Here is a 25,753-nt window from a genome sequence, read left to right as displayed (position 1 = left end):
ATCAACTAGTATTTCGTTTATGCGTACCCACGAGCTGGTCCTGCAATGGATCGAGAAGCAGTTGTCCGACGGTGACCTTGCCCTCGGTGGCAGGCTGCCGGGCGAACGCACCATGGCCGAGCAGTTGAAGGTTTCCCGGACGTCGGTGCGCGAGGCCGTCAGGATCCTGGAGGCAATGGGAGTGGTCCGCGCGGGGGTGGGCTCGGGCAAGGATGCCGGGACGGTGGTCATCGCCGAGCCGGGCTCCGCACTGGGTTCCACCCTGAGGTTGCACGTGGCTACGCGGCACCTTCCCGTGGCGGACATCGTGGAGACCCGCGTCCTGCTGGAATCCTGGGCGGCCGAACGCGCCCACGTGGGTGTGCCGGAGCTGGAGGAGGCCGCGGAGCTCCTGGACCAGATGGACTCTGCCCAGGACATTGACTCGTTCCTGGCCCTCGATGCCCGCTTCCATGTGGCCCTGGCGCAGGCGGCAGGCAACACCGTGGTGAGCGCCATGATGGCCTCGCTCCGGGGTGCGATCGAGAATTACGCGGGCGAGCTGACGGGAAACCTTCCGGATTGGAACGCGACCTCAGGCAGGCTGCGGGCCGAGCACCGCGCCATCCTCACCGCCGTCAACAACCACGACGGCGCCAAAGCAGCTGAGCTTGTTGCCGCCCACATCCAGGGCTTCTACAAAGAGGCCGGCGTGGGCGCAAACCCTGCCCCGAACCAGGGCAACGCGGGGTCACTCAAGGCCCCGTAGAACCGCCTAAAGGGGCCATAAGTGACCCCGCGTTGCATCTAGGCGGGCTTGAGGGCCGGCGCCGCGGTGCTCTTGCGGATCTCCACCCTGGGCGAGAACTCGTCCTGCGCCTGGGTAGTGGCTTCGCCGGCCTGCTGGATCTGCTCCCGCATCCTCCGCCAGGCAAGGCTGCCGAGCTCGTTGATGGGCACGGCCGCGGTGGTCAACGGGGGCGTGGTGTATTTGGCGAACGGAATATCGTCAAACCCCGTCACGGAAATGTCCTCCGGGACGCGGATGCCGCGCTCGTGAAGGCCGCTGAGCAGGCCCATTGCCACGAGGTCGTTGAAGGCCAGGATTCCGGTGGCGCCACTGGCAATGATGGCCTCGGTGGATTCGTGGCCTGAATCGAAGTTGGAACCGCCATGGAGCATCTGCAAATCGATCTCCGGGTGCTTGGCGCGGAACTGGTCCAGGCCCACCAGGCGTTGGCGGTTGGAGGCGCTGTGCTCGGGACCGGAGAGGAAAACCAGCCGGCGGTGTCCCAGTGAGACCAGGTGCTGCGCCAGTTCCTGGATTCCCTGCCCGTAGTCCACGCTCAGGCTCGGAGTGTTGGTGGCGATGGTGGTCCGGTTGATGAGTACCAGGGGATGCAGGGTGGGGGCCAGTTCCTCGAGTTCGGCATCCGCCATGCGGGGTGCGCACAGAACCACGCCATCGCAGCGGCGACGGGCTTCCCCAGCAAGGATGGCTTCCTCACTGGTGACTTCGGAGGAGTCTGCGATGAGGACGCGGTATCCGTCCTGGGCAGCGGCAATGCTGAGGCCGCGGAGGATGGCCTGGAACGTGGGGTTGGCCAGGTCCGGGACAACTATTCCGATGGTGTCGGTCTTGCCCAGGGCAAGGCTGCGCCCCACCGGGTTGGGCTGGTACTTCAGTTCAGCGGCGGCTGCCCGGACCCGCGCTGCGATCCCGGGGTCCACTGCGGCGTTACCGTTCATGACGCGGGAGACGGTGGCGTGCGAAACGCCGGCCTTCTCCGCGACGTCAGCTATCCCGACGCGCCTGTTGGTGTTCCTGCGTGCCATGTGGCCCCTTCCCATTGGTCGTCTCCCGTATGCGCCGTCGTTGGTGCAGTGGTTGACGTGACCACCAGAGTCTTGATACAAAGCTTATAACGCTCTGAGAAAACGCTTTCTCATGATTCTTCCCACACGAAGCCGGGCCGTCAAGCGGTTCACTCCTGCCTTTTGAAAGGGGCATCCCACATGGTCACCGTCGACTCAGCCGAGACCCAGACAGAATCAGCAGCATCGGCAACACCCACAGCCCAGCCCGAAGGCGGCAAGCGGACCCGTATTGCCCTCATTGGAACCGGTGGCCGCTCCGAGATGTACATCCGGGCCATCTACGGCCAGCACGCTGACGTAGCCGAACTCATTGCGCTCTCCGACGTCAACCAAGGCCGGGTGGACTTCTACCAGGAGCTCATCCGCGAACTTGGCGGAACGGAACCTGTGGCATCCTTCGAGCCCGGCCAGCTCACCAGCTTCATCCAGTCCAACGGCATCGAGCGCGTCATCGTCACGACGCCCGACTACACCCACGCCGACTACATCGTCGAAGCGCTCGAGGCCGGTGCCGACGTCGTGGTTGAAAAGCCGCTGACCATTGACGTGGATGGCTGCCGCCGCATCACCGAAGCCGTGGCCAAGACCGGCAAGAACGTGGTGGTGACCTTCAACTACCGCTACTCGCCGCGCAACACTGCCTTGAAGGAAGTCATCCACAACGGTGTGATCGGCAAGGTCACGTCCATCGACTTCAGCTGGGTCCTGGACACCGTGCACGGCGCCGACTACTTCCGCCGCTGGCACCGCGAAAAGAAGAACTCCGGCGGCCTGCTCATCCACAAGGCTTCCCACCACTTCGACCTGGTCAACTGGTGGATCAACGATGTTCCGGAGCGCGTTTTCGCCTCCGGTGGCCTGCGCTTCTACGGCGACAAGAACGCTGCCGAGCGTGGCCTGGGTGCCCGCCCCGAACGCGGCACGGTTGATGGGCTGGGCCATGATCCCTTCCGCCTGGACATGCGCGATGACGAGCGCCTGAAGGCCCTGTACTACGACAACGAAAAGTTCGACGGCTACATCCGCGACCAGGACGTCTTCACCGAGGGCATCACCATCGAGGACAACCTGGCCCTCGTGGTGGACTACCAGGGCGGACCCACCCTGAGCTACTCGCTCAATGCGCACAGTCCGTGGGAGGGCTACCGCGTGACCGTCAACGGCACCGAAGGCCGCGCCGAGCTCGAAGTGGTGGAACGCGCCGCCGTCGAGTCTTCCACCGACAAGAAGACCGTGGTTGACCCCAGCGCCACGCCCATCGAGGAAGATGACGCCGTGCGCCGGAACGGCGAGCGCCTTGTAGTCCAGCGCCACTGGGAGCCTGCCTATGAGGTTCCTATCGTCAACGGCGAGGGCGGCCACGGCGGCGGCGACAACCTCCTGCTCTCGGACCTCTTCAACGGCCCCGGCATCGATCCCCTGGGCCGTCCGTCCGGCTACATCGACGGACTCCGTTCCGTCTCGGTGGGAATTGCCGGCAACCAGTCCCTGGATACCGACCTCCCGGTCCGGATCAGCGAACTTGGCCTCGGCGCCGATCTCAGCCGCAACCAGGCCTGACCCGTTCACAACCAAGCAAGGAACACACCATGAGCAGGATTTTTGTCACCGGAGGTTCCGGCCGGCTGGGGCGCAGCGTTGTTGCCGGGCTGGCGGACGCCGGCCACAAGGTGATCTCGGTGGACCGCGACGCCATCCCCGCCGAGCAATTGCCCGCCGGAGCCGAACAGCACACCGCTGATCTCCTGGCACCCGGGGAAGCGGAACGGCTAATCCGGGAAACAGCGCCCGACGCCGTCATTCACCTCGCTGCTATTGCCGTACCTTTCAGCGCGCCCGAGGATGTCATTTTCAGCACGAACACCCGGCTCGCCTATGCGGTGGTCAGTGCGGCCACCGACGCGGGCGTGCCGAAGATCGTGACGGCGTCCAGCCCCACCGCCCTGGGCTATGGCTCCCCGGCCGGGTGGCTGCCGCCGTCGTTCCCCTTGGATGAGCAGACGCCGCCCAAGCCGTGGAACGCGTACGCCTTGTCCAAGCTGATTGCCGAGCAGACAGTGCAGATGTTCGCCGCAGCCCAGGGCGACAGGATCCGGTATGCGGCCTTCCGCCCGTGCTACGTCCTTTCCCCGGAGGAGTGGGAAGGGGCCCTGACGCAGCAAGGCCACACCATCCGGGAACGCCTGGATGATCCCTCGTTGTCCGCGCCGGCTCTGTTCAACTATGTAGATGCCCGCGATGTGGCTGACTTCCTGGATGTGCTGCTGGAGAAGATGGACAGCATTCCCAACGGCCAGGTCTTCTTTGTGGGCGCCAAGGATGCCTTGGCTACCGCGCCGCTCTCGGAATTGTTCCCCCGCTTCCTGCCGGGCAGCGGACCCCTCACGGAGCACCTCACCGGGACCAGCCCGGCGTTCGCCATCGACAAAGCCCGTGAGCTCCTCGGTTGGGAACCGAAGCGGTCCTGGCGCACCGAACTGGCCCCGCCCTATGAAGGGGCCGACACAGCGGCAAGCGAACAAGCCGCACTGAACGAACAAGCCGCACTGAACGGCGCAGCACCGAACGGCGCAACGCCGAACGGCGCAACACTAAATCAGGCAGCACTAAATCAGGCAGCACTCAACGACGAGAATCCCGCCGGCCTGGTCCCGGCGGGAGCAACCAAGGAGACACCATGAACTTCGACGGCGTACTGTTCTTCCCCGTCACTCCCTTCGCCGAGGACGGCAGCGTCGATGTGGACCTGTTGAAGGAACACATCACCTCCCGGCTGCCTTTTGGCCCCGGCGGCGTTTTCCCTGCATGCGGCACAGGCGAATTCCATGCGCTCTCACTTGAGGAGATCCGCACCGTGGTGACTGCCGCCGTCGAGGCCGTTGCGGGAGCTGTTCCCGTGGTCTCCGGTGCCGGCGGACCGCTGGGTCATGCCATTGCCGCCGCGAAGGTGGCTGAGGAAGCCGGTGCGGACGCACTCCTGGTGCTTCCGCCGTACTTGGTGACCGGTCCCACCGATGGTGTGGTGGCCTATGTTGAGGCCATCGCCGCCGCGAGCAGCCTGCCGGTGATCGTGTACCACCGCGGCACGGCAAAGTTCACTGCCGAAGCCATCACGCGCCTGACCGCGAACCCGAAGGTGGTTGGCTTCAAGGACGGAATCGGCGACGTCGGGCTGGCGCAGGAAATCGTCTCGGCGATCAACGCCAGTGGCCGCACCGATTTCGCGCTCTTCAATGGCCTGTTGACGGCCGAGCTGACGCAGGGCGCCTACCGTGGCCTGGGGATCCCGCTCTACTCCTCGGCAGCGTTCGCCATGGCACCGGAGATCGCCAAGGCCTACTACGACGCGTACGTCTCCGGCGATGAAGAGCGCCGCCATGCGCTGCTTGAAGGGTTCTATGCGCCCTTGGTCCGGCTGCGTGACCAGACTCCGGGCTTCGGCGTTTCACTGATCAAGGCGGGCCTTCGCCTTGCCGGGCTCCCGGTTGGCCCGGTACGGCCGCCCCTGGTGGACCCTTCCGAGGAACAAATGCTGGAGCTCAAGTCCATCCTGGCCAAGGGCCACGAGCTGGCCGGCAGCTGATGCCGGCCCGCATCACGGGCCTCACCACCCGGCTGATCACGGTCCCGCTGCTGCGCAGCTGGGGTGCCGAGGCGCCCGAAAACCATGTGGTCGTCACCGAACTGACCACCGACGACGGCGGCACCGGCCACGGTTTCTCGTGGACACCCACCATTGGTCCGCAAGCGGTCAAAGCGCTCCTGGATTACGATATTGCCCCGTTCATCCTTGGCCTCGAAGCCAACCCTGACATGGTGTGGGACCAGTTGTGGAAACGGCTCCATGAAGCCGGCGGGGGAGGCCTGACCACCATTGCGATGGCCGGCGTGGACCTGGCCTTGTGGGACCTGAAAGCGCGGCGGGCCGGCACCTCGGTCGCAGGGCTGCTGGGCCAGCGCCGGGAATCGGTGGAGGTTTACGGCTCCGGCGTGAACCTGCATTACACCCTGGAGGAGCTCGTGGAGCAGGCGCAGCGATGGGTTGCTGCCGGGCATAACGCCGTGAAGATCAAGGTGGGCAAGCCCGAACTCCGGGAAGATGCCGAACGCGTGGCCGCGGTCCGGCAGGTCATCGGTCCGGACCGTTTGCTCATGATCGATGCCAACCAGCGGTGGGACCTAGCCCATACGTTCCGTGCCTTGGATATCTTGGGGGAGTACGGACTGGAGTGGCTGGAAGAACCGATCCGCGCCGATGACCTCTGGGCCTACCGGCGTCTGCGCAAGCAGTCCCCGGTCCCCATCGCCTTGGGGGAGAACGTCCACACCATCTACCGTTTCCGCGACTTCATCGAAGCCGAAGCGGTGGACATCATCCAGCCCAACATCGTGCGGGTGGGCGGCATAACCCCGTTCCGCAGGATCGCTGAATTGGCTCGTGCCAACAGCATCCGGGTGGCGCCGCACCTGCTTCCGGAACTCTCCGGGCAGCTGGCCCTCACCCTTGCCGATGCCGTGAGCGTGGAGGACGTGGAAGATGCGTCCTTCGGGCAGCTCGGAATCCTGGCCGGACCTTCGCCGGTGAAAATCAGCAACAGCACCGGCAGGAGCCTGCTTACCAGCACAGACCGTCCGGGGCTCGGCTTCGAGTTCGGAAAGCCGGCACAACTGCCCGCCACCGACAGCGCCGTTACCGAGAGCGCCGTCCCCGCCAGCGCCGTTACCGAAAGTAAAGGAAACCGCATTGAGTACAGCAACTCTTGACCTGACAGCCATCACCGCCGCAGCCACGGAAGCAGCCAAGGTGACCGCAGCAGCAACCGATGCCGAGCGCGCCGCCTGGCTGACCGCCGTCGCCGATGCCTTGGACGCGAACGTCACCGAACTGGTGGCCATTGCCGATTCCGAAACCAGCCTGGGCACCGTCCGGCTCGCGGGTGAGGTAGCGAGGACCAGCGGCCAGCTCCGCCTGTTCGCCAACGTGATCACCGAGGGCTCCTACCTTGAAGCCGTCATTGACCACGCTGATCCGACGTCCACCCCGCCCAAGCCGGATCTGCGCCGCATCCTTCGTCCCATCGGCCCGGTAGCCGTTTTCTCGGCGTCGAATTTCCCGTTCGCTTTCTCCGTGGCCGGTGGCGACACAGCCTCCGCGCTCGCGGTGGGTTGCCCGGTGATCGTCAAGGCGCACTCCGGCCACATCCGGCTCTCTGAGCGGACCGCCGAGGTTGTCACCGAAGCCCTTGCCAAGGCAGGGGCCCCGGAAGGGATCTTCGCCCTGGTCAGTGGCCGCGAGGCAGGCACGGCACTGGTTCAGGACCCGGCCATCAAGGCCGTCGGGTTCACCGGATCCATCCCCGGTGGCCGTGCCCTGTTCGACCTCGCAGCCTCGCGCCCCGAGCCCATCCCGTTCTACGGGGAACTGGGCAGCCTGAACCCCGTGGTTATCACCGCGGACGCGCTTGCGGAACGCGGACAGCAGCTTGCCGCGGGCCTGGCGGGCTCGTTCACCATGGGCGCCGGGCAGTTCTGCACCAAACCCGGGCTGGTCTTCATCCCGGCAGGCACGGACTTCGCCTCCAACCTGGCCGAGGCCAGCAAGGACAAGCCCACCGCGGCCATGCTCACCGAGCGCATCGCCGAGGCCTACCCGGACGGGCTGCGGAACGTCGCGGACCAGCCGGGTGTCGCCGTCGTCAGCGGTACGGTGCAGCAGGACAGCCTGGCCGACGGCGCCGCGCCCGTGGTCTTCTCCACCAGTGCCGCGAACGTCCTGGAACGTCCGGAAGAGTTGTTGGAGGAGTGCTTCGGCCCCACCACGCTGCTGATCGAGTACGCCAACCAGGAAGAACTGTCCGCGGCCCTGGCCAAGGTCCCGGGCAGCCTCACCGGCACGGTGCACGCACAGCCGGGCGAAGACGTATCCGCCTTGGTGGATCAACTCAGCGGGCTCGCCGGACGCGTCCTGTTCGACGGTTGGCCCACCGGGGTTGCCGTGAACTGGGCCCAGCAGCATGGCGGCCCGTACCCGGCCACGACGTCCCTGTTCACCTCCGTGGGCGCTACCGCGGTCCGCCGTTTCCAGCGCCCGGTGGCCTACCAGGACGCGCCCGAGTCCGTCCTGCACCCGGCGTTGCACGATGCCAACCCGCTGGGCATCCCCCGGCGCGTGGACGGCGTGCTGACCCTCAGCTAACCCACCCCAACGGGGCCCAATTGATTACGACCTACTTGGGTCGGGGGAGACAAAAAGGGGCGGGGTCACCATCACGGTGACCCCGCCCCTTTCGTGTGGGGAGCCAGGTGTTACGGGCGAAGCGTCAGCGGACGACGGCGGCCGTCAACGTCGGTGGTTGGCCAACGGTCGTCAGTGGTCAGGACCTGCAGACCGGATTCCGTGAGCAGCACAGTGTCCTCGATCTTCACCCCGGGGCCGGACGGGTTCCAGGTAAAGGGCTGGTTCAGCACAATCGTGTCAGTGACTTCAGCGGTGACTCGCGGATCACGGCCGGCATAACCAGCCGGGCCGCCCTGGTGGTGCAGCGTCCACTGGTCCTCGCCGAAACCATGCCGGGCGTAGGCCTGCCGGATTTCAGAGAACACCTGGTTGAGCCTTGCACCGGGGACGGTGGCACGGAAAATGTCGGCCTCAACGGCAGCGATGCGCGCCTCGGCGTCGAGCTCCTGGGGAGTACCGGCGTCGAACGCCACCCACCGGGTCACGTTGGCAACCAAGCCGTTCCGACGCGCGCACACCACAGCCATGGCACGGCGCCCGATGGGGGAGTGCGTTGCCAAAGGATGGCGGAAGTCGCTCCGGGACGAACCGTTGCAGAGCAGGACCAGGGGCTCGGCGCCCACTGAAACAATCCGTGCGGCCAGTTCAGCCACGAGCTCGAATTCCGTGGTTTCCGGGGTCGCAGCAGTGAGGACATCGGTCATGGCGGCTGCGGCATCGGCTGAGAGCATGGCATAGCGGGCGGCTTCGGCCGGGAGGAGCTGTTGGCGGGCGGCACGGAGTTCGGTGGTGACCGCCGCTTCGACCAACGGATCACCATCAACGGCCAACCCGGCGGCGACGGCATGCAGCTGGCCGTGCCACGGCACCGTGTGCAGGCTGACATCCCCGGGCAGTTCCTCGGCCGCGATCCGGCCGGCCTCGTTGTTGAAGGTCACCAAATGGTCGCCGTCGCGGTCCACCAGCAGGGCCGCGATGGGATCGCCGGCAAGGCTGATGTGTACCCGGCTCCCGTCCAGGTACCAGGTGAGGGCGGTGTTGGAGGTGAGCAGGAGTGAGTCGCGGCCGGCGGCATCAAGGATGTCCAGCACGCGGCGGCGCTTCACTGCGCGGTCGGCGGCGCTGGCGGGAGCAGTGCGTCCGGCCGGCGCCAATGCCGGCGTCGGGGCCTGCCCGGCCATGGGTGTCGATTGAGTAGGTGTGGTCATGCCTGTTCCCCCAAAGTTGAGATGAGTCGTTCAATGTCTTGTGTGGCCAGGAAGCCATCCGTGATGAGGATGGTGGCAGTCCTTTGGACCGGGTGGCCCGGTTCTGTGGTCACCGGAGCGTCCCAGGCGAGCGAAAGGCCGACGCCGGGGTAGCCTTCGTGCCGGACAAACCATGGGTCCGGTGCCTGCGGCGAGGCCAGGAACACGAGGGTCGCCGGGTGCCCCAGCCCGGGATCGGGATCGCCGGTGACATGCGCTGGATTGGCTGTTCCGGCGTCGAACGTCCCGGACCACGCCAGCCATGGCGACACGCTCCCGTGCACGGCGTCCTCGCCCCGCGCGTCGGGCGTCCATATCGTCGCATCGCCAACTTTGGGAAGCCGCCAGAAGAAGCCGCCGTAACCGCCCTGCGGCCGGCCATTGGAACCCGGGCTGCCCAGCAGCACAGGGCGTCCCGTGGCTGAGTCCAGCGTGAAGTCAAGCGCTAGTTTCCACGCTGAATCCCCGACGGCGGACCACCGCCACTGGCGCTGTTCGCGCAGTACCGGTGATCGGTCCGGCCCCAGCCAGCTCAACTGTTCGCGTCGCTGACCGTCGGTGTGCTCCACGGAATCAGTAACGATCATGCCGTGATCCTTGCGCCAGACGTAGGCGCCTGCGTCCCGGGTGTAGGTCCGGCCGCCCCAGAAGTTGATGCCGTCCACGTCCTGGAGGGCAACCCCGGCTCCCAGGTGCCAGACATGGTCCTCGGGGATGTGATCGGTAACTATGGTTCCGGCGAGCGTACGCACAGGGTGCAGGTAGGGCCGCGGCGAGGACGTGGGCCGGATCAGGGTGCCGTCGTGCACTGCAGCCACGGGGGTGCCGTTGACCTCCAAAGTGTCCGGAACGGGCCCGGCTGAAGCGGCCCACGGCGCGCCCAGCTCGGCGAACGTCGCCTGGCCCAAGGCTGCCCGGCGGATCAGGGACTCGATGCCGTGCACCACGGGGTGGGCGTCATCGCCCTCGCCTTCCCAAGTAACAAAGTCCGGGTGGATCTGCCGGGGCGGCTCGGCCGTGCGGATCGCCTCCAGCACCGAAACGTAGGCGCCCACGCCGCTGAGCGGGCTGAGCAGGTCTTCTTCCGTGCGTGCGGACAAGAGGTTTTCCAACAGGTCCGTCCGTCCGAACGACTGGCTCCGCGTGCCGTCGGCAGTGGTGAAGTCCACGCGGTCCTCGGTATAGAAAAGTGTGACTTGCCCCGAGGTGCCATAGATGGTCACGGTGGGCGCGGACTGTGCCGGCGCGCACAACGTCAGGGCGCAGGTTACTACCGGTGCGCCGCTGAATCCGTCTCCCCTGGAGGTCCGGACACGCACCACCGACGTGTCATCGCTTTCGGTGTCGTTGGCACGGTAGAGATCCGTCTCCACCGAGGCCACGTCAGAGACCGTGCGGGCGCCGGCAAGCCGCAGCCCTGTTGCCACGGCGTGCGCCAAGGCGTTGGTGACAACGCCGTCCACCACATCCGTTCCGTTCAGGCTGCGCTTCCCGGCCCACCGCGACCGTTTGAAGTAGGCCCGGTTCCGCAGCCACAACCCGGTGGCACTGATACCGCGGACCTCACCGATCCCACCGGAGGCCACCAAGGCGTCAATTGCGGGAAGGGCTTCGGAGCCCAGGCTTTGGAAGCCCACCTGCACCAGCCGGCCGGCGCTCGCAGCCGCGGCCATGACGTCCTGGTACTGCGCCATCGACGCTACGGGCGGCTTTTCCAGGTACACGTGGGCCCCGGCTTTGAGGGCAGCAAGTGCCAGCGGTGCGTGTGTCTGGATCGGCGTGGAAATGATGACGGCATCCGGCGCGGTTCCTGCCGCCAACAGATCGTCCAGGGAGGGGAAGACCTCCACGCCGGGGGCCAGTTTCCCCTCGGCGGGCGGGCGGGGATCGGCCACAGCCACCAGTTCCAGTGTGCCGGCAGCCGTGAGTCGGTCCAGGTTGGCAAGGTGCCTTTCGCCGAATCCGTGGACGCCCACCAGGGCTACGCGGGGGAGCCGGGAGTGAACCTCCGGAGCGGTTGTGGTCAAGGGCTGGGTCATGAGTCTGTCCTAGCGAGCTCAGGTGTCGGGGAAGTCCCGGATGGGGTAGGGCGCAGGGCTGCGGCGAGGAAGGCCGAAGCCTCCTCCTGCATGGCCCGGGTAAAGACGTGCGGTTCGTGCCACAAGCTGCCGGTGTAGCGTGCGGGCATGTGCTCCAGCAGGTGTCTGTGGGCATCGCGCATTCCCTGTTCCGGGAACAGGGGGTCGGCCAGCCCGTATTGGACCAGGACCTTTTCGACGGCCGAACGGGCGGCAAGGTCCGGCCAGTCGCCCAGCCTGGACAGGCCTGGGGAATGAAGCAGCCAGGAATGGGCGTCAAGGTAGGCCGGGAGCAGTGAGCCGAACGTGGTCATCATGCAGGTCACCACGTAGCTGCGGATCAGCGGACTCAGTGCGGCGAGGACCATGGCGCGCCCGCCGCCGCCGGAGAATCCCAGGCAGCCGAGCCGCTCGGCGTCCACTCCGGGGAGCATTGAAAGGATGTCCAGCGCGGCGAGGTCGTCATGCGCAACAGTGCCCGCGACGCTGCTGCCGAGCAGTGTTGCGGCTTTGGCCACCGTTTCCTCGTGGGCAGCGGCCGCTGCGTTGTACATCTCCGCCGCGGAAGGTTCGACGCCGGCCTCCCGCCACAGTGCCTGCCGGCCGTTGACGGCGGCGGCGGTCCGCCAGGGCGGGGTGTCCAGGCCAAAGCGGCGGCTTCCCCACATGAAGGTGTCGTGGGCCAGTACGGCGAAGCCCTGCTGAGCAAGCCAGGTGGCGAGTGCACGGCCGTCGTAGAGCTTTTCCCTCACCTCGGCCGGGATCGGGCCGAAGGGCTGCAGGTTGTGACCGGAGAAGACACCGGTGGGGGTTCCGCCGTCGTCAGTCTGTTTCCTGTCCGGAAGGGCGCCCTCCGCGAAGGGGCCGTCCGGAAGGGAGCGCTCCGCAAAGGGGTCATCCGGAAGGGACACGAGCCGCTCGGCTCCGTAGGCCTTTTCTCCGCCGTGGCAGTGGAGGGCAAGAATGCCGGGAAGCGGACGTGTTTCGCAGGTGGGCCGGACGAACCAGGCCGAGGTCCTGGGACCGAACCCCAGCTGCCACGACAAATGCGAGGTGGTAACGCCGTCACGATCGGCTTCACTATGCACTGTGTAGTCAAGATCCGGTGTTACGGAGGGCACGCCGAGTGTGTCGGCCAGTTGCTGTGCTGCGGGGGTGGCCGCGGTGAAGCGGTGGCGGACGGCATAGTCCGGCCAGTCTTCGTAGCGGGCCACAGCGCTGGGGCGGATGGGCGTATCTGCCATGTCAGCCGCGCTCATGGCAGTCGCAGTCGGTGGGGAACAATAGTGTCCTGCCTTATCGATGCGTCAAGGGTGTGCGGGGGCGCACGCCGGGCGTCTTCAGCGTGGGGAAATCAGATTCGGCGGCTTCATCAGAAAACGCTTTCTCAAAAATTAGCAAAAGGCTGTACATGGGTCAAGAAAACGTTTACTTTGGTACGGAGCCGCTGAAGCCCGGGACCCAAATCCTGGTCCCTCAGGGGAAGTGCCAGGAACACCGGCGCCCCCGAAGGCAAGCACCAACCAGACTCGAAGTCCGTGGATGGCCACGATGACCAAAGGAGACCACATGGCCGCTGTACTACACACGGGGACGCCGCAAGGCGTTCGCGGGCCGGCGAGGGGGAAGCGATGAGCGCCATAGGCGAACTCTCAACGATGACCCGCCGCAAGGGCCCCATGACGAAGGAAGAGAAGAAGGCCAACGGCCGCGACAACAAGGCCGCCTACGTCTTCCTTCTTCCCTGGCTGATTGGGCTTGCTCTGATCACCGTGGGACCCATGCTGATGTCGTTGTACTTGTCCTTTACGGACTACAACCTCCTGCAGCCCCCGGAATGGGTGGGCCTGGACAACTTTGTCCGCATGTTCGGCGACGCCCGGCTCCACAACTCCTTGCGCGTCACCTTCACCTACGTTTTGGTGGGTGTTCCGCTGCAGCTGGCAGTTGCGCTGGTGATCGCCCTGGTCCTGGACAAGGGACTCCGCGGACTTCCGTTCTACCGGTCAATCTTCTACTTGCCGTCCCTGCTGGGCGGTTCGGTGGCAGTTGCCATCCTCTGGAAGCAGATCTTCGGCACTACGGGCCTGGTCAACCAGGTCCTGGCGATGGTGGGCATCGAGGGGCCGGGCTGGATCTCGGATCCCAACACCGCGCTTGGTTCCATCATCCTGCTGCACGTCTGGACGTTCGGCAGCCCCATGATCATCTTCCTGGCCGGCCTGCGCCAGATCCCCACCATGTACTACGAGGCTGCCGAAGTTGACGGCGCCACCACACTGCAGAAGTTCTGGCGGATCACCCTGCCGATGCTGAGCCCCATCATCTTCTTCAACCTGGTGCTGCAGATCATCGGTTCGTTCCAGTCGTTCACCCAGGCGTTCATCGTCTCGGGCGGCAACGGCGGACCATCCGACTCCACCATGTTCTTCACCCTGTACCTGTACCAAAAGGGCTTCGGCCAGTTCGATATGGGTTACGCCTCAGCGATGGCCTGGTTCCTGCTGGTCATCATCGGTGCCTTCACTGCCATCAACTTCATCGCTTCAAAGTATTGGGTGTTCTACGATGACTAAACTCCAGACCCTCCCCGCAGCATCCTCCGACGACGCCAAGGCCGGCAGGTCCGGAAAAGGCCCACGCCGCCGCGAATCCCGCGGCAGCCTCGCGTTCAGCCGCAGCGCCCGCATCAAAGGCCTGGTCAAGCACGCCATCCTGATCATCGTGGGCGGCGTGATGATCTACCCGCTGCTGTGGATGGTGGTTTCTTCCCTGCGGCCCAACGACCTCATCTTCCGCGAACCGGGCCTGTGGCTGGAAAACCTGGAAATGAGCAACTACACCGATGGCTGGTCCGCGCTGACGCACCCGTTCGGTCACTACATGATCAACTCGGCGATCGTTGTCCTGGGCTCCATCCTGGGCAACCTGATCTCCTGCTCCATGGCTGCCTACGCTTTTGCCCGGCTCCAGTTCAGCGGCAAGAAGATCTTCTTCGGCATCATGCTCCTGACCATCATGCTCCCGTTCCACGTGGTGATCGTGCCGCAGTACATCCTGTTCTCCCAGATCGGCTGGGTAAACACGTTCTGGCCGCTGATCGTGCCCAAGCTCCTGGCCACCGACGCGTTCTTCGTGTTCCTGATGGTCCAGTTCATCCGCGGCATTCCCAAGGACCTCGATGAAGCAGCACGCATCGACGGCGCCGGCCACCCCAGGATCTTCCTCCGCGTGATCCTGCCCCTGATGGTCCCGGCTCTGGCCACCACCACCATCTTTACGTTCATTTGGACCTGGAACGACTTCTTCGGCGCACTGATCTACCTCACGGATCCGGACATGTTTACCGTCCCGGTGGCACTGCGGGCCTTCGTTGACTCGCAGTCGGCCACCAGCTGGGGATCGCTGTTCGCAATGTCCATCGTGTCCTTGCTCCCGGTGTTCCTCGTCTTCCTGTTCGGCCAGCGGTTCCTCATCAAGGGCATCGCCACCACCGGCATCAAATAGGCCGGAACCATCTCCGGAAGGGGGTGGCGGTTGCCTCCCCCTTCCGATGGATGCTGCCAACTGCCGGGCGTTCGACGCCGGAGCAGCCAATCGACGGCGGACGGTCCCGCCGACGTCTGGCGGACCGCCGCTGGTGAGTACCGACGTCGGGCGAACCGCCGCTGGTGGGTACCGGCGTCGGGTAATCCAACAACTAGGACAAGTTTCTATCTTGTAATACAAGATTGTGACTTGTATCATAATGAGCAGTAAGAAAACGCTTTCCCATTCGCATCAGGATCAATGAAGATCGGAGACAACAGTGCCGGAACATCACAAGGGTGAAGCAGTCGCCCCCGCAGCGCACACCCCCGCAGCACACACGCCCGCGGTGCCGAAGGCCCGGAGGACCAAGCGCAAGCTTCGCGCCTCGGCCCTGGTAGCTGCCACGGCAGCAGCCGTCCTTGCCCTCACCGCCTGCGGCGGCGGAGGAGGATCCGAAGCCAAGAGCGCCGACGGCAAGGTGGAGCTGCGGTTCGCATGGTGGGGCGGCGACAAGCGCGCCCAGGTCACCCAGGCAGCCATCGCTGCGTTCGAGGCCGAGAACCCCAATATCAAGATCAAGCCCGAGTACGGCGACTGGAGCGGCTACTGGGACAAGCTGGCCACCCAGGTGGCAGCAAACGACGCCCCGGACATCATCCAGATGGACGAGAAGTACATCACCGAGTACTCCACCCGCGGGGCCTTGCTTGACCTTTCCAAGTACAAGATCGATACCTCCAAGCTTGATGCGGCCGCATTGGAAGCAGGCAAGGGCGAGAAGGGCCTGACCGGTATTGCCGCCGGCATCAATGCCGCCACCATCCTTGCCAACCCTGCGGTGTTCCAGGCGGCAGGGGTTGCCATCCCCGATGACAAGACCTGGACGTGGGAAGACTTCGAGCGCGTTGCTGCCGAGGTCACCGCCAAGTCGCCCAAGGGCACCTACGGCGCTGCCGCCTACGGCACGGACGAAGCGTCTCTGGGAGTGTGGCTCCGCCAGAACGGCAAGTCCCTCTACACCGAAGACGGCAAGCTTGGTTTCGAGCCCTCGGACATCGCCGAATGGTGGGGCTTCCTGAAGGAACTGAGCGAGAAGAAGGCTGTTCCGTCGGCCTCTGAAGTTGTTGAAGCCGAAGCTGCTCCGCTGGACCAGAGCGGCCTGGCCACCGGCAAGAACGGACTGGCCTTCTGGTGGTCCAACCAGCTCCCGGCCCTCGAGAAGGCTGCCGGCGGTGAACTGCAGATCCTGCGCTTCCCGTCCAAGACCGGCAAGGCTGACGACGCCAAGCTCTGGTACAAGGCTTCCCAGTTCTGGTCCGCATCATCGCGCACCAAGCACCCGGAGGAAACCGCCAAGTTCATCGACTTCCTGACCAACAACGTCAAGGCCGGCGAGGCACTCCTGGCAGACCGCGGCGTGTACCCCAACTCGGAGGTCCGCGAGGCCATCGCCCCCAAGCTGGCCAAGGCAGACGTCAAGGTTGTCAGCTTCATTGACGGGATCAAGGGTGAGCTTGGCGATGCCCCGGCGGCTCCGCCGAAGGGTGCAGGTGCCATCCAGGAAATCATCAAGCGCTACACCTCGGAAGTCCTGTTCAACAGGCTTTCCACTGAAGAGGCAGGCAAGAAGGCTGTGGACGAAATGAAGTCCGCCATCAGCTGACTTTCCTGAAGCACAACCGCGCCCCGGACGGATCATTCGTGATCCGGCCGGGGCGCGGTTTTTTGCGTGCGCCGGCCTGAGTGTGCTGGCCGGACTGCGCCAGTTTTTGTCTGCCGACCAGCCTGGCGACAGCACATGGGGCTTTGGGGACCCAATGCCCATGTGCCGTCACCTGCTTTGGTTAGTCCTCCGCGATGATTGCCACGGCGCCGGCGGGAACCACGCCCGTGAAGCGCAGTCCACTAAGGAGCTCGGCGCCGTCGGCCTTGACCGTGACATCCTCGCGGCTGTGGTTGATGGCGAACAGGAACGTACGGCCGTCGTCGGCGCGCCTGCGGGAAAGTTCGACGCCGGCGCTCGTCTCGGCCACGGCTCCCACCCCCGCTTCCTCCACCAGCCGGGCGGCCAGGGCATCGATGCCGACGGCATCCGGGAGCGTGGCGAGGTACCAGGCCGAACCGTTGCCGACGGATCGGCGCGTCAGGGCTGGAACGCCGTCGAGCGGGTAATCGGTGAAGGTCGCAAGAACCTCCGCCGAATCACCGGCGGACCCGGCAACGTGCACGTGCTCGCTCCACACGGAGCCCACGGTTCCATCGCTCAAGGTCACCGATGTGCCCGGGAACAGGGGGTGGAATTCCTCGCTGCGGATCCCCAGCAAGTCACGGAAAGCACCCGGGTAGCCGCCGAGCCGGACGTGGTCCCGTTCGTCGACGATCCCGCTGAAGTAGCTGACCAGCACCGTTGCGCCACGTTCCGCGGCGGCGGAAATCGAGGCGGCCGCCTGGTCCGTCACAGAGTACAAAGTGCACACGAGGATCAGGTCGTAACCGGAGAGGTCGCCGGTGGGGTGAACAAAATCCGCAGTGATTCCGCGCAGGTACAGTGCGCGGTGGAAGGCGCGCATGGTGTCGAGGTATTTCAGGGAATTGTTGGGGTGGGAGTCCAGTTCGGAGGCCCACCAGGCCTCGTAATCGAAAACGATCCCTACCCGTGATTCCACCCGGGAGCCCTTGAGCGGTTCCAGCCTCTTCAGTGCTTCGCCCAGGTCCACCACGTTGCGCCACACCTGCGTGTCGCGGCCGCCGTGGGGGACCATCGCCGAGTGGAACTTCTCCGAGCCGGCCTTGCTCTGCCGCCACTGGAAGAACATGACGGCGTCCGCACCGCGGGCCACATGGGCCAGGGAATTGCGGAGCATTTCGCCGGGCATTTTGGGCTGGTTGTGGGGCTGCCAGTTGACCGCGGACGTGGAGTGTTCCATGAGGATCCATGGCTGACCGGATGCTACGCCACGGGTGAGGTCGGCGCTGAAGGCGAGTTCGATTTCGCGTTCAGGGTCCGCGGCCACCAGGTAGTGGTCGTTGGCGACCACGTCCATGTCCTTGGCCCAATCGAAGTAGTCCAAAGCTTTGGTGGCGCTGGAGACCATGAAGTTGGTGGTGGCCGGGACATTGGGGGTGACCTCGCGCAGCACTTCCAGCAGCTCGCGGTAGTAGTCCATGAACACCCACGAGTTGAAACGGGCAAAGTCCAGTTGCTGGCCCGGGTTCAGCGTGGTGGGAGCCGCGCCGGGCGGGATGATTTCAGCGAATGAGGCGTAGTGCTGGGACCAGAAGGCTGTTCCCCAGGCGTCGTTAAGGGCCTCGATGGTGCCGTAGCGTCGCTCAAGCCAGGCCCGGAAAGCGGCGGCATCTTCGTCGCCGTGGAACTCACCAACGTGGCAGCCAAGTTCGTTGTCCACGTGCCAGAGCGCCAAGGCGGGGTGGTCCTTGTAGCGTTCGGCGATGACGCGCGTCATGGTGGTGGCGTACTTGCGGTAAACGGCCGACGACGGCGTGTAGTGGCGTCGCGAGCCTCGCTCCAGCCGGACTCCTTCCGCCGTGACGGGCAGTATTTCGGGGTGTTTGCGGGCCAGCCACGCCGGGGGAGAAGCGGTGGCCGTCGCCAGGGCCACCTTGATTCCGGCCCCGTTGAGGTTGTCCAGGACATCGTCCAGCCAGCCGAAGTCGTAGTTGCCTTCGGTGGGTTCCAGGAGTCCCCAGGAGAAGATGGCGACGCTCAGGAAGTTCACCCCGGCTTCCTTCATCAGTTCGATGTCTTCGAGGCGGATGTCTTCCGGCCACTGCTCAGGGTTGTAGTCCCCGCCGTAGGCGAGGCCATCAATGGCGTTCCAGACAGCTGGACTGCCGGTGTTTTCGGGGGAGGTCAAGGGGACTCCTTCGTCATGTGGCGGGTTCAGTCTTTGTGGTGGTCCGAGGGTATGCAAGCAGCGTAGCGGAGGAAACAGGCGGGAAAGAGCTCCATTGGAAAACGCTTGCCCAGATTCACATTTAGGGATATTGTATCGATTCAGAACGAGTGTAAGCGAGATCACTGCCACGTTGTAGAGATCCCGGAAGCTTGCACCAACTGAGCAAGGAGGCTCTCATGATTGATAGAAGGAAATTCCTCGGAACCGTGGCACTCGGCACCGCATCTGCCGCGTTCCTGGCTGCCTGTGGCCAGTCCTCTTCCCCGGCCCAAACCGGCTCCGCGGACAACCCCGTCACCATCACCTACACATGGTGGGGCAACGACGACCGGGCAGAACGCACCCGCAAGGCGATTGCGCTGTTCGAGTCCAAGAACCCGGACGTCAAGGTCAACGGCAACTTCTCCGATTTTGCCGGATACTGGCAGAAGCGCGCCACCGAAGCCGCCGGCGGCGGCCTCCCCGACGTCATGCAGTGGGATCTTTCCTACCTCCGCGACTACGGCCAGCGGAACCAGCTCCTTGACCTGGGCACCGTGAAGATCAACACGGACGCTTTCGACAAGTCACTCCTGCCCTCCGGCCAGATCAGGGGAAAGACCTACGGAATCCCCACCAGCACCAATGCTTTCGCTGTGTACTACGATCCCGCCAAGCTCGCTTCCCTGGGCATCGCCGAGCCGGATGGTTCCTGGAACTACAAGGAATTCAACGCGTTCCTTTCAGAGGTTGGCCAGAAGGGCAACGGGACCTTGTTTGGAGGCACCGACTACACCGGGGTCTGGTGGAACTTCAACATCTGGTTGCGCCAGAACGACATCAAGGCCTTCACCGAGGACGGCAAGCTTGGTTTCTCGAAAGACGACCTGAAGAAGTGGTGGAACCTCAGCGCAGACCTGCGCGGCACAGGCGCCATTGTGGGAGAAGACAAGACCACACAGCTGTTGCCCAAGTCCCCGTTTGGTTCCAACGTCACTGCCACTGAGGTTACCTGGGACAACTTCATGGCCGGGTACCTCGCTGACAGCGGCGCGAAGGAACTCAAGCTCGTGCCCGTTCCCTCGGATGATCCGGAGAACCTGGGCCTGTTCCTCAAGCCCTCCATGCTGATGGTGGCCAGCGCCAAGACCAAGTACAAGGACGCTGCTGCACGTTTCATCGACTTCATGGTCAACGATCCCGAGGTCGGCCAGATCTTCAAGACCTCCCGCGGCGTGCCGGCGTCGAAGACCCAGCGCGACGGCACCACCTTCGAAGGCACCGACAAGCTGGTGGTGGACTACGAGAAATCCATCGAGAAGTACCTCAAGGACGCCCCGGAGCCGCCCATCGTTGGTTTCGGCACGCTCGAATCAACGTTCAAGCGCGTCAGCTCGGACCTGAACTACGGAAAGCTGACCATCGACGGCGCAGCTGATGCGTGGTTCAAGGAAGCCGAAGACCTTATCAAGCAGAACGCCTGATCCAGGCTTTCATGACTGACGGACTACTCTCGTGACGCAAAGCCCAACCTTGAGCAGGCGCGCCGCCTCCGCTCCCTCGCAGCCGCGTAAATCGCGGCGGCGGGGAGCGGACATCCGCGCCGGCTACACCTTCCTGCTGCCATGGCTGCTGGGATTCATCGCCCTGACCGTAGGACCGATGATTTCCTCGCTGTACCTCTCCTTCACCAACTACAACCTCTTCGACGCCCCCAAGTGGATTGGCCTGGACAACTACACGTCCCTCTTCCAGGACGAACGTTTCCTGCAGTCCGTAGGCGTGACCATGCAGTACGTGGTCTTCGGTACTCCGTTGAAGCTGGCGGCGGCGTTGGCGATCGCGATGCTCCTCAACAGCAAGCGCCGCGGCCAGGGCTTCTACCGGTCCGCGTTCTATGCTCCGTCATTGATCGGTGCGTCGGTGTCGATCGCCATCGTCTGGAAGGCCATGTTCGGCGATTCCGGACCGGTTGACCAAGGCCTGTCCTTCTTCGGAATCAACCTGGGCGGGTGGGTTGGCAACCCCAACATGACCATGGGCATGATGATCCTGCTGACCGTCTGGCAGTTCGGCGCTCCGATGGTCATCTTCCTGGCCGGCCTTAAGCAGATCCCGGTGGACCTCTACGAGGCAGCCTCGATGGACGGCGCGGGTCCGGTCCGGAAGTTCATGAACATCACCTGGCCCATGCTGTCCCCGGTGATCTTCTTCAACCTGCTCATGGAGACCATCCACGCCTTCCAGATCTTCGCGTCCGCCTACATCATCTCCAACGGTGAAGGCGGCCCGGCAGGCTCCACCCTCTTCTACACCCTCTACCTGTACTTGCGCGGTTTCTCCGATTTCCGGATGGGTTACGCCTCGGCGATGGCCTGGCTCCTGGTGATCGTGGTCGGCATCATCACGCTGATCTTCTTCAAGACCTCCAAGTCCTGGGTCCACTACAGCGGTGATTCGAAATGACAACCATGGCAACCCCCACCCAGCCCGCTCCCACGAAACCCCCGGCGGCGCAGGCTTACAACCCGAAGTCCGAGTCCACCACAGCCAAGCGCATCAAGAGCACCATCTTCCACATTGTTGCCTTGGCACTGGTGGCCGTGGTCCTCTACCCGGCCATCTGGATGATCTCGGCCTCGTTCAAGCCGAACTCCGAGATCGGCGGTGGCAACAACGCCCTGTGGTCGGCCAACTTCAGTTTCGACAACTTTGTCACTGCCATGGACGGTATTGGCGGGGTCTCCACGCTGACGTTCTTCACCAACTCCCTGATCCTGGCAGTGGGCGCTGTTGTGGGAACCGTCCTCTCGGCATCCATCTCGGCCTACGCCTTCGCCCGGATCAACTTCCCCGGACGTGGTCTGTTCTTCGGCATGATGATCGCCACCCTGCTCCTGCCGTTCCACGTGGTGATCATCCCGCAGTACATCGTGTTCCAGCAGCTTGGCCTGGTGGACACGTACGTGCCGCTGTTGATCGGCAAGTTCCTGGCCGCCGACGCATTCTTCGTCTTCCTCATGGTCCAGTTCATGCGGGGCCTCCCGGCCGAACTGGATGAGGCGGCCCGCATCGACGGCGCCGGCCACGCCCGGATTTTTGGGTCCATCATGCTTCCGCTGATGAAACCTGCCCTGATCTCCACGTCGATCTTCTCCTTCATCTGGAGCTGGAACGACTTCCTGGGCCCGTTGCTGTACTTGAACACTCCCGAAAAGTATCCGCTTCCCTTGGCGTTGCGGCTCTTTGTTGACCAGACCCAGAGCTCGGATTATGGAGCCATGATCGCCATGTCCGTCCTGGCGCTGCTGCCAGTGCTGGTCTTCTTCCTCGTCTTCCAGCGCTACATCGTAGAAGGCGTCTCCACACAAGGCCTCAAAGGCTGACGGACACGGAAGAGAATACAGAAATGAGCACCATGAACGCCACAGGCAAGTCATCGCCGAAGTCCGGCATCCCGGTCAACCGCTTCGCCCTCTTCGCCGAGACCATCCTGGCCGGGGTCATCGTGCTCCTCCTCTCCGTCCCCCTGGTGACGGCGCCGGCTGCCTATGCGGCCGGCGTCGCACACCTCGAAAGGCACCTCAGCGGCAGGGATGACTCCCTCCGCAGCTTGTGGGGGAATTTCCGCCGCGCGCTGCCCGGCAGTTGGAAGCTGGGAATCACGACGGCGGCAGCCGCCGTCGTGATTGTCCTGAACCTCTTGCTCGCACTGGTGGGTCAACTGCCCGGGCGTGCCTTTATCCTGCCGGCGACGCTGATTTTGGCCGCTGCAGGTGCGGTTCTGCTGCTCCGCACCGCTGCCAACTGGAGCGGCAGCGTCACTTGGGACGGCGATGCCGATCTCCAGCCTGCCGACGTACCAGGCCCCGAACGTTGGGCTGCAGCCTATTCACAAGCCAAAGCCGATTCTGTGCGCGATTGGACGGGTTCCTTGCTGCTGCTCGCGGCACTCTTCATGACGGTGGTCTTCGTGTGGATGCTGCAGGCACTGTTCGTGATCGTTCCCGGGACCCTGGTCCTGGCAGCCGCAGCCATCAAGATCCGCTCCCATCGCTGAGTTTTTGTACAGCTAATGCCCTTTAGGAGCCTCCTTAAGGGCATTAGCTGTACAAAAACTCCATAAGAAACCGACCCCAAGAGCTGAATCGAGCACTCCACCCCGTGTCGCCGCGCCCGTTCCCACTGCGCCCCCAATCCGCTAAATCCACCAAGTCCACCACACCGGCCCCACGGGTCGGCTCCACCGAAACCTGGCACTATCCACTGCGGCACCACAACTACCGGATCTTCGTGGCCCTGTCCCTAGTGGGAAGCGGCGGGGTGTGGATGCAACGGCTGGCGCAGGACTGGCTGGTTCTCCAGCTCACGGGAAGCCCGGCCGCTGTGGGCCTTGCCGTCGCCCTCCAATTCCTGCCCATGCTGGTGGTTGGGCCTCTCTCCGGCGTGCTGGTGGATCTTTTCCCCAAGCGACGCATCCTCCTGGCCTGCCAAGCGGTTGCGGCGTTGCTGGCAGCTGGACTCGCGGTGTGGAATGCCATGGGCGGCACCGACGTCTGGGTTGTCTACGCCTCCTGCATTGCGCTGGGCATCACCAGCGCCATTGACGGCCCGGCCCGGCAAGTTTTCGTCAATGAGGTTGTGGGCGACGCCGGACTTCCTGCCGCCATTGGGTTGAACAGTGCGGTGGCCCAGCTCGGTGCCATGGCCGGTCCCGCGCTTGCCGGGGTGGTCATTGCCCAAGCAGGTCCGGCGGCGGCCTTCGCGGCCAATGCCGGCATTGGCGCAGCGGTGATGGTCATGATCGTCTCCATCAGGCCAGGTGAGCTGCACCATTCGCCGGAGGTCCGTGGGCAGGAACCGCGGCGTGGCCAGATCCTTGCCGGGTTCCGCTTTGTCCGCGAGCGGCCACCCCTGCTGTTGACCATGCTGCTGGCTGGCTTGCTGGGCGCTTTCGGGATGAACGGCCCGGTTGTCCTGGCTGCTTTCGCGGACAGGGTCTGGCACAGTGGTCCCGCCGGTTTCGGCCTGTTCAATACCGTCAGCGCTTTGGGCGCGCTGGTGGGCGCATTGGTGGCAACCCGGATCAAGCGGTTCGGTCGGAAGGGGATCGTGGCCAGCGCCGGGCTCTTCGGGCTGACGCAACTGCTGGCAGCATTGATGCCCACGCAGGAGTGGTTCGTGGTGATGCTCATGGTGGTGGGCTTCATGACGTTGCTGTTCCTGACCAGCGCAGCCACGGCCGTTCAGCTGGAAGCCGGGGCCAGCGTTCGCGGCAGGGTGCTGGCGCTGTACTTCCCGTTGCTCCTGGGCGGCCACGCGCTGGGTGGTTTGTTGGCGGGATGGCTGACGGAGGACTTTGGCGTCAGGGCAGGACTGGTGGTTACCGGTGCGCTCGGCATGGCGTCGGCAGCTGTGATCGGGTTCTTGCTGTGGCGTTATTCGGTGCGGCGTGCCCGCACCGCGGCCTGAGCGCTTTTGTTATAAGTGATAGCTCAAACAAACAAAAACTCCCTTGACTGGTGATGTAGAGCACACCTAGGCTGAGAAAGCGTTTTCTCCGACGTGCATCTGCAAGAGCCCACCCTGCCCAGACAAGGACCCCAGATGTCGATTCGTGCAACAAAGAAGTTCGCGCTCAAAGCTGCAGCCGCCGCGGCCGTTGTGGCCATCACCATGACCGGATGCGGCAGCTCGCCGCAGGCCGCCTCCGACGGAACAGTCACCCTGCGCTTCAGCTGGTGGGGTTCGGATGTCCGCCACAAAATGACCCAAAAACTTATCGATGCTTTCGAAGCAGAGAACCCCACCATCAAAGTCAAAGGCGAATACGGCGACTGGTCCGGGTACTGGGACAAGCTCGCCACCCAGGTGGCCTCCCAGGACGCTCCGGACCTCATTCAGATGGATGCCGCCTACCTGGGTGAATATGCCGAACGCGGCGCCCTCCTGGAACTTAAGGACGTAGACCTCGGCAAGTTCGATTCCGCCGTGGCAGATGCCGGGAAGGTTGATGGAAAACAGTACGCCGTCACGGCCGGCGTCAACGCCCAAGTGGTCCTGGCCAACCCCTCGCTCCTGACCGCCAGCGGTGTCAGCTTGCCCGATGACAAGACCTGGACCTGGGATGAATACAACAAGGCTGCGGCAGCCATCACCGAGGGAAGCAAAAGCGGTGTTTATGGCTCCGGAGCTGTGAGCGGCGACGCCCCCATGAATCTCTGGTTCCGCCAGCACGGCAAGTCGCTGTTCACCTCCGACGGCAAGTTTGGCTTCGACGAGGAAGACCTGGCGGGCTGGTACGAGTACCAGGCCGAGCTGCGCGATTCCAAGGCCGTGCCTCCCGCCTCGGTCATGACCGAGGACGCCACCGCTTCGGTGGACCAGCAGGGCCTGGCCACCAACAGGTTCGGGCTCGCCTGGTATTGGTCCAACCAGCTAAGCGCCCTCACCAAGGCCTCGGGCCAGCCGCTGGAGATCCACCGGCCGCCGAGCACGGACGGCAGCGCGGCGAGTGCCAAGCAGTTCTACAAGTCCTCGCAGTTCTGGTCCGCCAGCTCCCGTACCAAGCACCCGGCCGAAGTCCAGAAACTCATCGACTTCCTGGCCAACAATGTGGAGGCCGGAGAGATAGCCCTCGCGGACCGCGGTATCCCGGGTAATTCGGAGGTCCGTGCTGCTGTCCTTCCCAAGTTGACCCCCGAAGACGCAGCCACGGCAAAGTTCATCGACGAGATCTCCTCCGAACTGGGAGACGCCGTCCCGGTGCCGCCGGCAGGTTCCAGCTCTGCCGTCGAAGCTTTTGGCCGCTATGGCCTGGAAGTGCATTTCAACCGGATGTCACCTGCTGACGCCGCCAAAAAGGCCATGGACGAGGCGAAGACCGCACTGAGCTAGGTCCCGTTC

General features: G+C 64.3%; 20 protein-coding genes. 15 read left to right on the top strand and 5 right to left on the bottom strand.

Features of this window, described 5'->3' with window-relative positions:
• The first annotated feature begins 19 nt into the window (after positions 1-19).
• A complete protein-coding gene (locus tag LDN85_RS17290) occupies positions 20-748 on the top strand; it encodes an FCD domain-containing protein (RefSeq protein WP_091549693.1) in 729 nt (242 codons plus the stop codon).
• A 38-nt stretch (positions 749-786) separates the two neighbouring features.
• Here LDN85_RS17290 and LDN85_RS17285 read toward each other — a convergent pair whose 3' ends face one another.
• On the bottom strand, positions 787-1,815 hold the full coding sequence (locus LDN85_RS17285; protein WP_026541345.1) for a LacI family DNA-binding transcriptional regulator: 1,029 nt from the start codon (positions 1,813-1,815) through the stop codon (positions 787-789).
• A 180-nt stretch (positions 1,816-1,995) separates the two neighbouring features.
• On the opposite strand from LDN85_RS17285, the gene LDN85_RS17280 reads away from it, so the two are divergent.
• Genes LDN85_RS17280 through LDN85_RS17260 form a run of 5 tightly spaced genes read left to right on the top strand, consistent with a single transcriptional unit; the run spans position 1,996 to position 8,053 of the window.
• Positions 1,996-3,417: a Gfo/Idh/MocA family oxidoreductase gene (locus LDN85_RS17280; RefSeq protein ID WP_223943652.1), complete on the top strand. Its 1,422-nt coding sequence runs from the start codon at positions 1,996-1,998 to the stop codon at positions 3,415-3,417.
• 29 nt (positions 3,418-3,446) lie between these two features.
• The gene (locus LDN85_RS17275) at positions 3,447-4,538 is read left to right on the top strand and encodes an NAD(P)-dependent oxidoreductase (protein WP_223943651.1); all 1,092 of its coding nucleotides are present in this window, start codon (positions 3,447-3,449) and stop codon (positions 4,536-4,538) included.
• Positions 4,535-5,440, top strand: a complete 906-nt coding sequence (locus LDN85_RS17270) for a 5-dehydro-4-deoxyglucarate dehydratase (RefSeq protein WP_223943650.1) — start codon at positions 4,535-4,537, stop codon at positions 5,438-5,440. Before LDN85_RS17275 ends, LDN85_RS17270 begins: the two co-directional genes overlap by 4 nt.
• Positions 5,440-6,621, top strand: coding sequence for a mandelate racemase/muconate lactonizing enzyme family protein (locus tag LDN85_RS17265; RefSeq protein WP_223943649.1), 1,182 nt, complete (start codon positions 5,440-5,442; stop codon positions 6,619-6,621). The genes LDN85_RS17270 and LDN85_RS17265 overlap by 1 nt, the downstream gene beginning before the upstream one ends.
• Positions 6,602-8,053 (top strand): aldehyde dehydrogenase (NADP(+)), encoded by a 1,452-nt coding sequence (locus LDN85_RS17260; protein WP_223943648.1) that lies wholly within the window; start codon positions 6,602-6,604, stop codon positions 8,051-8,053. The genes LDN85_RS17265 and LDN85_RS17260 overlap by 20 nt, the downstream gene beginning before the upstream one ends.
• A 110-nt stretch (positions 8,054-8,163) precedes the next feature.
• On the opposite strand, the gene LDN85_RS17255 is transcribed toward LDN85_RS17260, so the two are convergent.
• Genes LDN85_RS17255 through LDN85_RS17245 form a run of 3 tightly spaced genes read right to left on the bottom strand, consistent with a single transcriptional unit; the run spans position 8,164 to position 12,664 of the window.
• Complete coding sequence (locus LDN85_RS17255; protein WP_223943647.1) at positions 8,164-9,303, bottom strand: M24 family metallopeptidase; 1,140 nt, start codon at positions 9,301-9,303, stop codon at positions 8,164-8,166.
• On the bottom strand, positions 9,300-11,381 hold the full coding sequence (locus LDN85_RS17250) for a DUF6807 family protein (RefSeq protein WP_223943646.1): 2,082 nt from the start codon (positions 11,379-11,381) through the stop codon (positions 9,300-9,302). Before LDN85_RS17250 ends, LDN85_RS17255 begins: the two co-directional genes overlap by 4 nt.
• Positions 11,378-12,664, bottom strand: a complete 1,287-nt coding sequence (locus LDN85_RS17245) for an acetylxylan esterase (protein ID WP_223943645.1) — start codon at positions 12,662-12,664, stop codon at positions 11,378-11,380. The genes LDN85_RS17250 and LDN85_RS17245 overlap by 4 nt, the downstream gene beginning before the upstream one ends.
• 387 nt (positions 12,665-13,051) lie before the next feature.
• On the opposite strand from LDN85_RS17245, the gene LDN85_RS17240 reads away from it, so the two are divergent.
• From LDN85_RS17240 to LDN85_RS17230, 3 genes are all read left to right on the top strand, one after another.
• The gene (locus LDN85_RS17240; protein WP_026541336.1) at positions 13,052-13,996 is read left to right on the top strand and encodes a sugar ABC transporter permease; all 945 of its coding nucleotides are present in this window, start codon (positions 13,052-13,054) and stop codon (positions 13,994-13,996) included.
• Complete coding sequence (locus tag LDN85_RS17235) at positions 13,989-14,927, top strand: carbohydrate ABC transporter permease (RefSeq protein ID WP_026541335.1); 939 nt, start codon at positions 13,989-13,991, stop codon at positions 14,925-14,927. The genes LDN85_RS17240 and LDN85_RS17235 overlap by 8 nt, the downstream gene beginning before the upstream one ends.
• Before the next feature lie 301 nt (positions 14,928-15,228).
• Positions 15,229-16,614, top strand: coding sequence for an extracellular solute-binding protein (locus LDN85_RS17230; protein ID WP_223943644.1), 1,386 nt, complete (start codon positions 15,229-15,231; stop codon positions 16,612-16,614).
• Positions 16,615-16,795: 181 nt separating this feature from the next.
• Here LDN85_RS17230 and LDN85_RS17225 read toward each other — a convergent pair whose 3' ends face one another.
• A complete protein-coding gene (locus LDN85_RS17225; protein WP_223943643.1) occupies positions 16,796-18,826 on the bottom strand; it encodes a beta-galactosidase in 2,031 nt (676 codons plus the stop codon).
• A gap of 218 nt (positions 18,827-19,044) precedes the next feature.
• Here LDN85_RS17225 and LDN85_RS17220 point away from each other — a divergent pair, with 218 nt between their 5' ends.
• The 6 genes from LDN85_RS17220 to LDN85_RS17195 all read left to right on the top strand — a co-directional run bounded on the left by LDN85_RS17220 (position 19,045) and on the right by LDN85_RS17195 (position 25,744).
• Positions 19,045-20,331 carry an ABC transporter substrate-binding protein gene (locus LDN85_RS17220; protein WP_223943642.1) on the top strand — a complete coding sequence of 429 codons (1,287 nt, stop codon included), beginning with the start codon at positions 19,045-19,047 and terminating at the stop codon, positions 20,329-20,331.
• 31 nt (positions 20,332-20,362) lie between these two features.
• Positions 20,363-21,313 carry a sugar ABC transporter permease gene (locus tag LDN85_RS17215; RefSeq protein WP_223943641.1) on the top strand — a complete coding sequence of 317 codons (951 nt, stop codon included), beginning with the start codon at positions 20,363-20,365 and terminating at the stop codon, positions 21,311-21,313.
• On the top strand, positions 21,310-22,233 hold the full coding sequence (locus tag LDN85_RS17210; RefSeq protein ID WP_091549702.1) for a carbohydrate ABC transporter permease: 924 nt from the start codon (positions 21,310-21,312) through the stop codon (positions 22,231-22,233). The genes LDN85_RS17215 and LDN85_RS17210 overlap by 4 nt, the downstream gene beginning before the upstream one ends.
• Positions 22,234-22,265: 32 nt before the next feature.
• Positions 22,266-22,907: a Poxvirus protein I5 gene (locus LDN85_RS17205; protein WP_223945484.1), complete on the top strand. Its 642-nt coding sequence runs from the start codon at positions 22,266-22,268 to the stop codon at positions 22,905-22,907.
• Between the two features lie 104 nt (positions 22,908-23,011).
• Positions 23,012-24,319 (top strand): MFS transporter, encoded by a 1,308-nt coding sequence (locus LDN85_RS17200; RefSeq protein ID WP_223943640.1) that lies wholly within the window; start codon positions 23,012-23,014, stop codon positions 24,317-24,319.
• 135 nt (positions 24,320-24,454) lie between these two features.
• Positions 24,455-25,744 (top strand): extracellular solute-binding protein, encoded by a 1,290-nt coding sequence (locus tag LDN85_RS17195; RefSeq protein WP_223943639.1) that lies wholly within the window; start codon positions 24,455-24,457, stop codon positions 25,742-25,744.
• The last annotated feature ends 9 nt before the right edge of the window (positions 25,745-25,753 follow it).

The sequence above is a fragment of the Arthrobacter sp. StoSoilB20 genome (genome assembly GCF_019977295.1).
In the GTDB taxonomy this organism is placed as follows: domain Bacteria; phylum Actinomycetota; class Actinomycetes; order Actinomycetales; family Micrococcaceae; genus Arthrobacter; species Arthrobacter nicotinovorans_A.
This window is presented reverse-complemented; position numbering and strand designations above follow the sequence as displayed.